Raw genomic sequence first — 13,241 nt, 5'->3', positions numbered from 1 at the left:
AATGAAAAAACTTAAATACACGCTGGTCCTTCTTGCGATGGTTGCTCTTCTTGCGGCATGCGGAAGCAGCGAGGCAAGCGAAAGCGGAGACTCCGATCAAAAGGTCGTCAAGATCGGCGCGACACCTGACGGGTACCCGCAGTATTTCAAGGAAGACGGCGAACTCAAAGGCTTCAGCGTCGATGTCATCGAAGCGATCTATGAGGAACTGGGCTACGAAGTCCAGTGGGAAGTGACGGACTGGACCGGCGTGCTCGCGAGCATGGAGACCGGCAAGATTGACACGGTCGCCAACTTCGCAGCTACGCCTGAGCGGGGAGAGAAGTACAACTTCTCCGATCCGTACTACAACTCGAAGGCTGTATTGGCAACCGGTGAAGACCAGGCTGAAATCTCATTTGACGAACTGAAAAAAGGACAGATCGCCGTCATCATGGGAACCAACTATCCGAACGTCCTGACGGCGGCTTATCCGGATGAAGAGTTTGACTTCGTCACGTACGAATCGGCGGATGTCGTCTATTCCGATGTAGGCAGCGGGAAAATCGATGCATTCGTCCATGGCAGGGAAATCCTCGCGGCGCAGGTCAATGAAAAAGGCCTGCCGCTCCGTGTGGTCGGCGAGCCGTTCGGCGATCAGCCGGTGGCACTGCCGTTCAAGAAAACCGAAGAGGGCGACAAGATGATCGAAGAGGTCAACGGGGCGCTCGAGAAGCTCCGCGAGGACAGCACAATCTCCGAGCTGTCGGAGAAATGGTACGGCATGGACCTGCTTGAAGACAGCAACACGGCACAGAACTAAGGAAGAAGGGAATCGGACATGACGAAAAAACAGATCAATCTCGGGATTCTGCTTTATGGCCCGGGTGCCCATATGAATTCCTGGAAAGCACCGGACGTTCCGGCTGACGGCAGCATCAACCTCGACCATTACGTGAACATCACGAAGAAAGCGGAGAATGCCGGCTTTGCATTTGCGTTTATCGCGGACGGGCTTTATATCGATGAGAAGTCGATTCCGCATTTCCAGAACCGCTTCGAGCCGCTGACGCTCCTGTCGGCACTCGCCATGGTCACATCGAAAATCGGCCTCGTCGGAACGGTCTCGACGACGTACAGCGAGCCATTTAACATTGCCCGCCAGTTCGCGTCGCTCGACAAGCTCAGCGGCGGCCGCGCCGGCTGGAATGTCGTGACCTCCCCACTCGAGGGCAGCGCGGAAAACTTCAACCGGGGCAACCACCCGGAGCACGCCCTCCGATATGAGATGGCTGCCGAGTATGTTGACGTCGTCCAAGGGCTGTGGGACTCGTGGGAAGACGATGCCTTTGTCCGGGACCGTGAAACCGGCAAGTTCTCCGACTTCTCCAAGATGCACAGGCTCAATCATAAAGGCAAGTTCTTCAAGGCGCAGGGCCCGCTCAACATCCAGCGCTCCGAACAGGGCCAACCGGTCATCTTCCAGGCAGGTGCCTCGAAGACCGGCATGAACTTTGCCGCCGAGTACGGGGAAGCGATCTTCACGATCAGCGGCCCCATCGAAAAGGCGAAGGCGCAATACCGTGAACTCAAGCAGGCGGCCGTTGAAAAAGGGCGACGTGCGGAAGACCTCCTGATCTTCCCGTCACTGTCTCCGATCATCGGCCCGACTGAAGAGGCGGCGGAGCGGAAGTACGAAGAAATCAAGAACCTGCTGTCTGTCGAGGAAGCCCTGACGTTCCTCAGCCGGTATTTTGACCACTTCGACTTCAGCGGATTCCCGCTGGATGAGCCGTTCCCGGACATCGGCGACGTCGGCAAAAACGCTTTCCGGTCCACGACCGACGAGATCAAGCGGATGGCGAAGGAAGAAAACCTAACACTCCGGGAAGTGGCGATGCGCATTGCGACGCCGAAAGATCCGTTCTTCGGTTCGTACGAACAGGTCGCCGACCGCATGATCCAGTGGATCGACGAAGAGGCGGCAGACGGGTTCATGCTGAACCTTCAGGTGCTGGGTGACCAGTACGATGAATTCATCAATCATGTCCTCCCGATCCTCGAAGAAAAGGGATACTACAACCGCGCCGGCAACGGCGGGACCCTTCGGGAAACGCTCGGCCTGCCGTTCAAGGAAAACCGGTATCAGGCGAAGCCGTCAGAGATCTACTGAACAAATGGGAGGCGCCGGCCGCCTCCCGTCATACATAACAGGAGAAAAGCTTTTCTCCGAAAAAGAAAGGAAGCGTCCTACATGTCCAAAGAAGATCTGTCCATTGTCGTCTGGTCCAAGCAGGGCTGCAGCTACTGCGGCGAAGCCAAGGAGTACCTCGAGAAAAACGGTTATGAGTACCGCACGGTCGACGTCACGGAGCACGACGACCGCCGGGATATCCTTGACGCCAAATACGGCGTGCGCCATGTGCCGGTCATCGAGATCGGCCGCGGGAACCGGTACGAAGCGGTCACGGAAGTCGGCGTCGAGCACTTGGAAAGTGCGCTCGGCAGGCTGTGAAGAAAGAAGGGATCGGAATGAGTGATATCGTCATCTTGTCGGGCAGCCCATCGGAAAATTCCAGGTCGGAGAAGGTCCTCCGTTATGTGGGCGAGCGACTGGAGCAGCAAGAGTTCTCCGTTACGCATATTTCAGTCAAGGATGTGCCGGCTGAGGACCTGATATTCGGCAACTTCAAGAGCCCGGACGTGATCCGCATTGCAGAACAGGTCGGGCAGGCGAAAGGCGTCATCGTCGGTACGCCGGTGTATAAGGCGGCCTATTCGGGTGTGCTTAAGGCGCTGATCGATCTCATGCCGCAGGACATCCTGGAAGACACGCCGGTGCTTCCGGTCATGACCGGCGGCAGCATGTCCCATCTGCTCGCGCTGGAATACGCGCTTAAACCGCTGCTGGCCACGCTGAAAGGTGTCAACCTCAAGGGGCTGTACTATATGGACAGCCAGCTGGACAAATCGGCGGAACAACCGATCATCGATGAAGATGCCTTTTTGCGCACGGAAAAACAGCTGGACTACTTTATCCGGAAAGTCGGCCGGGAACAATCTGCTCGCGTGTGACCCAAACAAAAAACAATCCCCCTCAGCAGGGCAGAGTGCCTCTGAGGGGGATGTTTCGTTATTTTACTTTGGAGACGGTCAATCCATCCCCGATCGGAATCAGCAGGGACTCCAGCTTTGGATGGTTCGCGACCGTTTTGTTGAAGGCTTTCATAATCTCGGTGTTACGGGTGGGCTCTGCGGATTCATCCGCGACAGTGCCGCGGGCGAGAACATTGTCGCAGACAATCAGCGAGCCGCTTTCCGCGATCCGGATGCAGGCCTCGAGATAATTTTCGTAGTTCTCCTTGTCGGCATCGATAAAGAAAAAGTCGAACGTCTCGCCTTGGCCGGCCAGCTGTTCCAGGCTGTCAAGAGCGGGTCCTGTCATGTAGGTGACCCGGTCGCCGAAGCCGGCTTTGGTCAGATTGCTTTTGGCCAGATTGGCATAGTCTTCGATCAGTTCAAGTGAAGTGAGCGTGCCGCCTTCGTTCATGCCCCGCGCGAGGCAGATGCCGCTGTAGCCGCCGAGCGCACCGATTTCCAGAACACGTTTGGCTCCGGTAATCGCAGCAAGCATCGTCAGCAGTTTCCCCGAAGCGGGCGGGACTGATATCTGACGCATATCGTTTCCTTCGATGGAGGCAAGAACTTCATCTAGTTGTGAATCAGGATTGGTAAAAATGGATTCAATGTAGTCGTTGATCTTTTCCATGGCTCTCTCCTTCGGCTATCATCCTTGTTGAAGTATTCCAGTTATGGTATTCAGATTTCCCCGGACTTTGGCTTTAAAACAAAAGATGATTTTATTGAACATCTCATCTCCCGGTTCCTGAACTTGATGGATTCATGCGCCGCCCATGTCATATAGATAAAGGTCGGGCCCGTCCAGCATGAGAAGCTTGGAACCACGGGTGGCGGGTCGGTGGGGGGACAGCGTACTTCCGTCCTGTTTCAGGAGAGCCGTTACTCCGCGACGGACGTAAGACCGCCCCCTCCTTTCCGTGTGGATCAGACAGTTATCTCTGATAAATGAAATCCTCTCATCATCAAGCAACATCAGGGAAGTCATGACCTCAGTTGAATAATGGGAGGTTACCTCATTCTCTGTGATTCCAATATCCTCGCCAGTATGATAGGAAATGGCGACTCGGTCGCGATCAACTGTAAAGTCTGAGCAATCAAACAGGAAGAGACCTTCGCCTTCCTGGTGTCCCCAAACCTTACGACCTTCCGCATCCCATTTCACCAGCCCGGCACTACCCAGCGGAATGTCCCACCCATAGTTTCCGAAAATACCTTCATCAAAATAACCGCACCAAATGTGATTGTCTTCGGTGACCGATAATTTCCCGATCCCGTCGCCCAGGCAGAACTCTCGGACAAGGTTGCCATCGTGCCCGAACACCCGTGCATTCTTCTCGATATTTCCGTCTCCGTGGTTATAGGAACGCGCTGAACAGAGCAACAGGTTCTCTCCATCGTCGATTGGTTCAAAAAAATGGTAGTTCCATTTCTCGCCCGGAAAGTCGAAAGCGTGCTTATTGCCGTCTCGGATGATGATTCCCCGATAAGTTCGCGTTTCCTCGGTAATAGTTGGCACAAACTGACCGTCAATGTAGTCTGGAACATCCTCTGCAAGCAGCACGCATAGCTCGCCTTTTGCACCGATTGAGACATTGAGTGGTATATATCCGTCTATCTCTTTTTCCAGATTGAAAACAGGAGAGAGCCGGACGCATTTGTCCGCCATCAGTCCCTATAGGTGACGGCTGTGCCCGTTGCGATGCACATCATCATGCCTTCACGGAGTGTTTCGAAGTCGAGGTCGACACCGATCACGGCATTTGCGCCGAGGCGCTTCGCACGGTCCTGCATTTCCCGGAGCGCGATCTCGCGGCCTTCCGCGAGCTTGTTCTCATACGCCGAGCTGCGGCCGCCGATCACGTCCGTCACCGAAGCGAAAATGTCCCGCACCACGTTCGCCCCCATGATCGCTTCTCCGACCACAATCCCGTGATACGTCTCGATCTTCTTGCCTTCCAGAGAATTCGTTGTCGTCACCAGCATGATGAATCCCTCCATTTTCTTAATACCAGTTGTACGCTTCGGCGGACCGGAACGTTTCATCTTAATAAAATCTTCATGATTTTATGAGGGGAACTTTCACATTTGGAGCGTATGGTGGAAGAAGAAAGCGGATAATCGTGGGGAAATGATTTGCGTAACATTCACGGGTGGTTGCGTAACATGCAGGACCGTTTGCATATCATTCAGGAGCATTTGCTTAACATTCAAAGCGGCAACGCCATCATCCGTAAATTTTTTCTTGAATTGGGGCGTAAGCCTGAAACGTCAGGCACTGCTCGCCCGTATAGTGTAATAACGGGATTGACGGTCCCGGTGCGGAATCGGTCTGGAGGCTGAGATGGATTCACGCCGGAGGCCGTTTTGGAAAAGGAGGGTCCGGTCCACAATGAAGATAACGAATGACAAGGCCGGGCCGGCGTTCCAAAGCGGGCCGGGGCCGGATAACGGGGGGAACACCATCGTGAAGGAGATCTATATCGTACTGACCGATACGGGGACTGTGCTGTCTAAAATTATCCGCCGATATACGGGCTGCCCGCTGAACCACGTCTCGATCGCATTTGATGAGCAGCTTGAGGAGATGTACAGCTTTGGCCGGGTGCAGCAGCGCAATCCGTTTTCGGGCGGATTCGTAAAGGAGCGGGCGGGCGAAGGGCTTTTAAAAGACGCACAATGCGCGGTGTTCCGGTTCCGCGTGACGGAGGACGAGCTCGGGCAGATCAAAGCACGCATCCTGGAGATCGATCGCGAGCGTAACCGCTACACGTATAACTTTATCGGCCTGATAGGCGTCATCCTGAACCGGGAAATCTGCCGAAAGCGCGCGTACTTCTGCTCGCAGTTCGTCGTGGAAATGCTCGCATCGGCCGGCATCAAAATCACCGACGAGCCGGCCTGGCGCGCGCAGGCCCGGCACTTTACCCAGTCGAGCCAGCTGGAGCCGGTGTATAAAGGGCCGCTCCAAGAGTACGTGGCACCGGGGAACCTCATCACCATCAAATCACGCCGCGGCATCCGGGCACGCCTGCCCCGCGTTCCATTTAGAAGGGCAGCATCCTGATCAATCAAAAACACGCACAGGGCCGGGGCCTTGTGCGTGTTTTTTCATGTGGTTGATCATCCCCATCAGTGTTCGGTCTGCACGCCTCTCTTCATCCGGAATGCCGGCTTAATCTCAGCCACAAGCACGGCGACCAGAATCAGCGCCGCTCCGAACACCATCCGGCCGGTCATGACATCGTTGATGAACAGGACGGCCAGCACAGAGCCGAAGAACGACTCCAGTGACAGGATGACGGCCGCCTTTGTCGGTGTCGTGTAGCGGAATGCGAGATTCTGGCAGACGTAGGCGATCGTCGTCGAGAAGACGGCAAGATAAACGACCGACCAGATCGCTTCATTGGAGGGACTCGCCGGGAAGCCGCCCTGGAAAAGGACAGCCACTGTGCTGAGGAGAGCCGCCGTCGTGAACTGGACGATGGTCAGCGCCAGGGCGTCCTCCTTTTTAACAAACATGTTCGTATAGAAGATATCAAATGCAAACCCGACCGCGCACAGCAGGGTGAGCAGGTCGCCGATATTGATGGTGAACGAGCCCTGCAGCGACAGGAACGCAATACCGGTGAGCGCAATGACGGAAGCCATCAGTTCATGCCGGTCGATCCGCCGCCGGTATACGAGGTAGGCAATCACCGGCACGATGACGACGTTGACCGCCGTCAGGAACGCGTTCTTGGAAGGCGTCGTATATTCAAGGCCGACCGTCTGCAACGCGAATGCCACAAACAGGATCGTCCCGAGCACCGCGCCTTTCCAAAGCACGGACTTCGAGATCAGCCGGAGCTTCTTGTAGAAGAGGACCGTGATGATCAGCGTGCCCAGGAGGAACCGCCCGGCCATCACCTCATACGCCGTCAGATGCTCGAGCGCAATCGCAGTCATGACAAATCCGCTTCCCCAGACGATGGCGGTGATGAGAAGCAGAATGTCCCCGATATACCGTTTCATGGCCGACCCTCCCCGTAATTTCATTCTTTTAATATATCATGTGGGTGAAGAGTCGAGAGGGTCAAATTGGCTTAATATCTGACGGCAGGACTTATCCACGGTCAAATAAAAGCAGATGCATCCCTTATCCCCGGACTTATCCCGACATTCCACAGCCAAAATCCAATTTTGGGATGGAATCCGTTGATAACCCGAATATCCACAGCCGTTTTACAGGAGTGGAGAGAAGTTCTCCACAATGCAACAAGTCAAAGACTGCCCTTGTTTTTAGTTTTCATGGGCGTCGTTTCCGAGAAAACGCGTGGGCACTAAGTTCCAGCAATATATGCAGGAACTAAAATACCAAAGTCATTTGAATTAACTGCTGGAGAAAAGGTTCTGGGTGCATCCTAACGGAACAAAACACATGGTTGAATATATAACTAAAGGTGCTCCCACACATGGTATTCCTATAAATAGGCAAACCCGCAGGGACTCCTTCCTGCGGGTTTATTGCCTATTGCTTAGACCGCCTTGGACTCATTACCAGTGTACTTGAAGTTTATTTCCATTCGGGTCGTAAAAGTGGAAATAGGCATGGCCGTGATCCTCTTTAATATCCTCGACCTTAACATGATGATCGATTAAGTGTTGATGAAAACTGGATAATTCCGGACTCGTAAAGCCGATGCTGAATTCTTGTTCTTGATCAATCGTGAAATGTGCATATGTTTCATCTTCGGTAGGAACTAAAATCAGCAGGAAAGGTCCTTCATTTACTTTAATGATTGCACGCTCATCCGTAGTGTTTAGCAGCTGGAGCCCTAATACATCCCTATACCATCGTGCGGACAGTTCTAAATCTTTTACAGGAATTCTAATGTAATGTACTTGTTCAATAAATGATTGACCCATCGCCTTCGCTCCTTTTTTCAAGCGGCATATTAAATTAGTTCCATTTCTATATACCTTGTTCCTTTAACGGAACGATAAATTTACTATGACGGGCTTTCAGGATGGTGAATGATGAAAAGCTTTATATCTAAACTCGCAACACTTTTATGTACAGCAATATTTGGTGCCGTTTATATTGCTGTCATTTTATTTCCTCCAGTAGAGAATTTCATTACGGTAATTTATTACACTTGCATGATGTACCCGGTCATATTGTTATACATGTTACCGGGCATTCCGGTTTCATATCTGGTCGATTTCATTAAAAAACGTACAGGCAAGACACATCTTCTTTATTCGGCCGGAATGTACCTGGTGATAAGTTTTATCCTTTTCTATGTGCCCTTCATATTGATTCAAAAGGGAACTTCCGTTCATGCGATGTTTTACTTTTTAGTGATCCCTTTCATTTATGGTGTTTTGGAGCTCCCCATTAGAAAGAAGCTATCAATTGTTTAACCCGCAGGGAAGTTTCTCTGCGGTGGACATGCGAAATCAATTTTTCTCATTGGTTGAAGCCTTTTTGTTTCTTATATATCTATATATATTAATAGCCACATTGATAGGGAGAGTTATTGCAAGTGCTAGTACAAATGATGCAGTTTGAGGGAGAAACATTTGTGGGCCAAAGAAAAAGTTCAAGATTGCAACCACTCCCAATGCACCTAAAGCAACTAAAGTATATGACCAATAATATGTCCAACCCGTCTTTTTGTTATGTTCTATGTTAACAATTCCCCCTTTTTCTAGAAGATTAATGAATTCGCTCTGGCTAAATCAATTATTTCTCGCAAGTTCCAAATTTTATCTATTCCATTTATTATACTGAAGAAAATTGGATTTAAAACCCGCAGGGACACCTCCCTGCGGGTTTGATAGGATTAGGAGAAGAATGATGTGGTTGACGGGAGGAGGCAAGCAGATGGAGGAGTTTCCGGTGGCAATGAAGTTCCCCCATCCTTGGCGGTCTTATCAAGAAGAGGTGTTGTCGGAACTTGATCAGCACTTGGAAAACGGGCATCTCCATCTGGTCGCGCCGCCGGGTTCGGGGAAGACGGTGCTGGGGCTGGAGGTGATGCGACGGATCGGCAGGCGGACGCTGATTGTCGCACCGACGATTGCGCTCCGTGAGCAGTGGACGGACCGGCTCACCGACCTGTTCCTGGAGGGGGTGCGGCCGGACTGGCTGTCGTCTGATCTTTCGTCGCCAGGATTTGTGACGGTGACGACGTATCAGTCGCTTCACGCGCTGTTCAAGGCCGGCGGGGAAGGGCCGCTGCTCGCCGAAGGTTTCGGGACGATTGTGTTGGACGAGGCGCATCACCTGCGGACTTCCTGGTGGAAGACGATGATGGACATAAAGGAGGGGCTGGGAAACCCGGCGGTTGTCGCGCTGACCGCGACGCCTCCTTATGACGAGTCGCCGGCCGGCTGGCAGCGGTACGTTTCGCTGTGCGGACCGATCGATCTGGAAATTCCGGTCGCCTCGCTCGTGAAGGCGGGCGACTTGTGTCCGCATCAGGATTATATCCGGTTTACCGTTCCGTCGGCCGATGAGCTCTCTGAGATTTTGGCGTTCCGGGAACGGACGGATGAATTCCTGGTTGAGTTGCGGGAAGACGGGGAATTCATCCGCTATCTCGAGCAGCACCGGTGGATTGCTGCGACGGAGGCCCATGTCGAAGAGATCCTCGGGTTGCCCGCGGTGTTTTCGGCGATGCTGATGGTATTGAAGGAAAGCGGTTCGGAGGCGTACCGGGAGGCGCTGCCGCTGATCGGCATGCCGGAGGAGACGATGCCGGCGCTTGACCGCAGCTGGATGGAGGAGCTGCTGACGGGGCTGTTGTTCAGGCTGGGGGACGAAGAAAAGGAAACGGTCAAACGTCTGCGTAAGAGGCTGTCTTGGATCGGGGCGATCCACCGGCGCTCCGTTTACCTGACGTCCACGCCGGCGATCAGCCGCGCGCTTGTCCAGAGCCAATCGAAACTCAAGGCGGTTGCGAAAACCGTCCGTCTTGAAAAAGAGATCTTGGGTGACCGGCTGCGCATGGTCATTCTGACAGATTACATACGGGCGGATGACATGCCGTCAGCGCCCGGCGATGAAAAGCCGCTGACCCGGATCGGCGCGGTTCCGGTGTTTGAGATGCTGCGGCGGACGTTGGGCGACCAAGTGAAGCCGGCCATTCTCACGGGATCGATTGCGGTTGTGCCGGCAACAGCCGCGTCAAGGCTGGAAGGGGCGGTTTCGCTACCGCATGATCCGTCGTTCGTGCGGATCCCCGTGAACGATGCGAACCGGCAGGGGATGGTCGCGGCCGTCACTGAGCTTCTTGAAAAAGGGGAAATTGACGTGCTCACCGGTACGGCTGCTCTACTTGGCGAGGGTTGGGACGCACCATGCGTGAACTCGCTCATCATGGCGTCCTATGTCGGTTCGTACATGCTGTCCAACCAGATGCGCGGCCGGGCGATCCGACGCAACCCGGCTGACCGGGACAAGACGGCGTCGATCTGGCATCTCGTCACCGTCGACCGCGATGCGGAGGACGGCGGCGATGACTGGCGTTCGCTCGTCCGCCGGTTCCGCTCGCTTGCGGGGCCGGGGGCGGAGCGGGATGTGATCGAGACGGGCATCGGCCGGCTCGCGGTCGGGGAGCCTCCTTTTTCAATGGAGGAGATCGATCATTTGAACGCTGAAATGGAGCGTAGGGCCCGCTCGCGGGAAACACTCCGGGAACGATGGATGCGGGCAGTCGATTCAGGCAGCCAGATGGTGGAGGAGGCGGTCCTGCCGCGCCGCTCCGTTCCGAGGCCGTTTTATCTCGACAATACGCTGAAGGGACTTTTGTATGTGGCGGGATTTACCGCGGCCGGTGCTGCTTGGGACGCGGGCGGCTGGATCCGCCAGCTGACCGACACGCCGTTTGGAGAGTCTACCCTCTGGGGCGGGCTCGCCGGACTTGCGGTCGCCGCGCCGTCATTCTGGCGAGCGGGCCGTCTTTACGTGCGGCATCCTTCCGTCGAGTCGAGCCTACAAGAAATCGCGGAAGCGCTGCACGCTGCGATGCACCAGAGTGGGATGCTTGCCGGTCCTGCAGAAGAGGATGACTTCCGGGTCACCGATGACGGGCAGGGCTATTACACGTGTTGGCTTTCCGCCGGCACGACCCATGAGAAGACCCGGTTCATGAACGCGCTCGCCGAACTGCTCGGGCCCATTGAGAATCCGCGCTATCTGATTGTCAGGCGCTCCCACGGTTTCGGAAAGCGGACCGATATCCATGCCGTGCCGGAGGAACTGGGACGGAAAAAGGAGACCGCGGAGATGTTCCTGGAAGAATGGAAAAAGCGTGTCGGCCGGGCCGAGCTGATCTACACGCGAACGCCCGTAGGCAGGAGGCAGTTGCTTGAAGCGAGAATGCGCGCGCTGTCCGCTGCATTCATCCCGGAACCCGAGCGCATCAGCGGATGGCGTTAAAGTTATCCACGGGTGTCCGGATGCCTGCACGGTCCGAATCATCGGGTTATCCCCGTCCTCCACAGAAAAATCCGACTTTTGCACGTGAATCCGGGGATAACCCGCTTATCCACAGGCTGTTTCATGAAGCCGCCAAGAGTTCTCCACAACAAAGACGCCGAGGCCAATTGGCCCGGCGTCTTTGTTCAAGTCACCAGCAACACCATCTGATGCAGGTGTCCGTCTTAGGGAATGAAGCAATCATCTATGAACTAGAAGGAAACCGACTGAATTCGCCGAATACAAATCTAGCGGCGGAAGGCCAAAGATTGGAGCAGATAAGGGGGAGGGAACAAGTTGTTCATACATAAGATAAACGAGGACCTATCGTTAAAACTAATAGATTTAAGAGATAGCGAAAGCGTATTTGAATTAACCGACAAGTCAAGAGACCATTTGAAAGCATGGCTGCCTTGGTTGGATTTTACTACAAAAATCGAAGATACTACAGAATTTATTAAAGGATGCTTAAAGGGTTTTGCTGAAAACAAGAGCTTGACTTCTGTTGTTTTATTTAAGGGAGAAATTGTTGGAGTTGCCGGCTACAATCATATTAACTGGTCAAATAAAACTGCCTATATCGGTTATTGGCTTGGAGAAGGATATCAGGGACATGGAATAATGACCGAAGTGGCTAAAACATTGACCGATTATGCTTTTGATGAATTAGGTCTTAATAAAGTTGAAATAAGAGCTGCTGTCGGCAATAAGAAAAGCAGGGCGATTCCAGAGAGATTAAACTATGTAAATGAAGGATGTATTAGACAAGCAGAGTGGTTGTATGACCATTATGTAGATCACGTTGTATATGGAATGTTGGCCGAAGAATGGAAAGGGAAATAGGTTCATCAAACGGGTTTACAAAAAGACGCCGAGGCCAACTGGCCCAGCGTCTTTTTTACACCAACAGCAGCGCATCCATATCCAAGATTTCAATCTCTTTCTGACCATTCTGCCGGATCCACCCCGCATCCTCGAACTCCGCGAATTTGCGGCTGATCGTCTCGGGCGTCGTGCCGAGATGGGACGCCAGGTCCTTCCTCGTCATCGGCAGCCTGATGGTCGGGGAGTTCAGCCGATCCGACAGTTCGGCGAGGTACATGGCGATACGGGTGTCGGCGGGTTCCGTGGCGAAGCTCGCCGCCTGCTTTTCGGAGTGACCGAGCCGGCGGGCGAACTCATCCATAATGCGGAGCGAGATGGTCGGGTACTTTAGGAGAAACGACTGCAAGTCTCTCCGTCCGAGTGTGCAGAGTTCCGTTTTCTCCAACGCCTCCGCGTAGGAATCATGGACCGTCTCATTAAAGACGGCGAGCTCTCCGGTAAAGTCGCCGGGCCCGAGGATGCGGACGAGCTGTTCCTTGCCGTTGTCGGACAGGCGGTAAATTTTCACCCGTCCTTTATGGACGATATACAGCCGGTCGGAGGTTTCGCCTGCCGAGTAGACCGTTTCGCCGCGCATTACCTGTCTGGGAACGACTGTCCGGACAATCTCCCGGAGTTCCGCATCATCCAGATGATTAAAGATCGGCACGATTGAAATGCACATCTCTTGAGCATGGTCTGATTCAGCGTGCGCGCAGGAGGCGCACTGCATCGGTTCCTGTTCCATCCGGCTCCGCCCCTTTCCCCAATTTCGTCATTCGAGCCGTCAATC

13 protein-coding genes are annotated in these 13,241 nt (G+C 53.8%); 7 read left to right on the top strand and 6 right to left on the bottom strand.

Features of this window, described 5'->3' with window-relative positions:
* Position 1: 1 nt before the first annotated feature.
* The 4 genes from AC6CHQ_RS05100 (at position 2) to ssuE (ending at position 3,054) form a co-directional block, all read left to right on the top strand.
* Positions 2–802 (top strand): transporter substrate-binding domain-containing protein, encoded by an 801-nt coding sequence (locus AC6CHQ_RS05100; RefSeq protein ID WP_498081033.1) that lies wholly within the window; start codon positions 2–4, stop codon positions 800–802.
* 18 nt (positions 803–820) lie between these two features.
* Positions 821–2,152: an LLM class flavin-dependent oxidoreductase gene (locus tag AC6CHQ_RS05095; protein ID WP_498081032.1), complete on the top strand. Its 1,332-nt coding sequence runs from the start codon at positions 821–823 to the stop codon at positions 2,150–2,152.
* An 81-nt stretch (positions 2,153–2,233) separates the two neighbouring features.
* Entirely contained in the window at positions 2,234–2,494 is a 261-nt protein-coding gene (locus tag AC6CHQ_RS05090) for a glutaredoxin family protein (protein ID WP_251238637.1), read from the top strand.
* Positions 2,495–2,511: 17 nt separating this feature from the next.
* Positions 2,512–3,054, top strand: a complete 543-nt coding sequence (ssuE, locus tag AC6CHQ_RS05085) for an NADPH-dependent FMN reductase (RefSeq protein ID WP_251238636.1) — start codon at positions 2,512–2,514, stop codon at positions 3,052–3,054.
* A 58-nt stretch (positions 3,055–3,112) separates the two neighbouring features.
* On the opposite strand, the gene AC6CHQ_RS05080 is transcribed toward ssuE, so the two are convergent.
* The 3 genes from AC6CHQ_RS05080 to AC6CHQ_RS05070 form a co-directional block, all read right to left on the bottom strand.
* Positions 3,113–3,748, bottom strand: a complete 636-nt coding sequence (locus AC6CHQ_RS05080) for an O-methyltransferase (RefSeq protein WP_498081031.1) — start codon at positions 3,746–3,748, stop codon at positions 3,113–3,115.
* Between the two features lie 132 nt (positions 3,749–3,880).
* Positions 3,881–4,786, bottom strand: coding sequence for a hypothetical protein (locus AC6CHQ_RS05075; RefSeq protein ID WP_251238634.1), 906 nt, complete (start codon positions 4,784–4,786; stop codon positions 3,881–3,883).
* Complete coding sequence (locus AC6CHQ_RS05070; RefSeq protein ID WP_092052301.1) at positions 4,786–5,103, bottom strand: YbjQ family protein; 318 nt, start codon at positions 5,101–5,103, stop codon at positions 4,786–4,788. Before AC6CHQ_RS05070 ends, AC6CHQ_RS05075 begins: the two co-directional genes overlap by 1 nt.
* A 406-nt stretch (positions 5,104–5,509) precedes the next feature.
* On the opposite strand from AC6CHQ_RS05070, the gene AC6CHQ_RS05065 reads away from it, so the two are divergent.
* On the top strand, positions 5,510–6,184 hold the full coding sequence (locus AC6CHQ_RS05065; RefSeq protein ID WP_251238633.1) for a C40 family peptidase: 675 nt from the start codon (positions 5,510–5,512) through the stop codon (positions 6,182–6,184).
* A 65-nt stretch (positions 6,185–6,249) separates the two neighbouring features.
* Here AC6CHQ_RS05065 and AC6CHQ_RS05060 read toward each other — a convergent pair whose 3' ends face one another.
* Complete coding sequence (locus AC6CHQ_RS05060; protein ID WP_498081030.1) at positions 6,250–7,131, bottom strand: DMT family transporter; 882 nt, start codon at positions 7,129–7,131, stop codon at positions 6,250–6,252.
* 522 nt (positions 7,132–7,653) lie between these two features.
* On the bottom strand, positions 7,654–8,025 hold the full coding sequence (locus AC6CHQ_RS05055; RefSeq protein ID WP_498081029.1) for a VOC family protein: 372 nt from the start codon (positions 8,023–8,025) through the stop codon (positions 7,654–7,656).
* A 934-nt stretch (positions 8,026–8,959) separates the two neighbouring features.
* Between AC6CHQ_RS05055 and AC6CHQ_RS05050 the strand changes: the two genes are divergently transcribed.
* Both AC6CHQ_RS05050 and AC6CHQ_RS05045 read left to right on the top strand, forming a co-directional pair.
* Entirely contained in the window at positions 8,960–11,545 is a 2,586-nt protein-coding gene (locus AC6CHQ_RS05050; protein WP_498081028.1) for a DEAD/DEAH box helicase family protein, read from the top strand.
* 336 nt (positions 11,546–11,881) lie between these two features.
* A complete protein-coding gene (locus tag AC6CHQ_RS05045) occupies positions 11,882–12,427 on the top strand; it encodes a GNAT family N-acetyltransferase (RefSeq protein WP_498081027.1) in 546 nt (181 codons plus the stop codon).
* A gap of 55 nt (positions 12,428–12,482) precedes the next feature.
* On the opposite strand, the gene AC6CHQ_RS05040 is transcribed toward AC6CHQ_RS05045, so the two are convergent.
* Entirely contained in the window at positions 12,483–13,196 is a 714-nt protein-coding gene (locus tag AC6CHQ_RS05040; RefSeq protein ID WP_498081026.1) for a Crp/Fnr family transcriptional regulator, read from the bottom strand.
* Positions 13,197–13,241 lie beyond the last annotated feature (45 nt).

This window comes from Bhargavaea sp. GQ12, from assembly GCF_059758705.1.
Note: the sequence above shows the minus strand (reverse complement) of the source record. Positions and strands in the feature narration are given on the sequence as shown.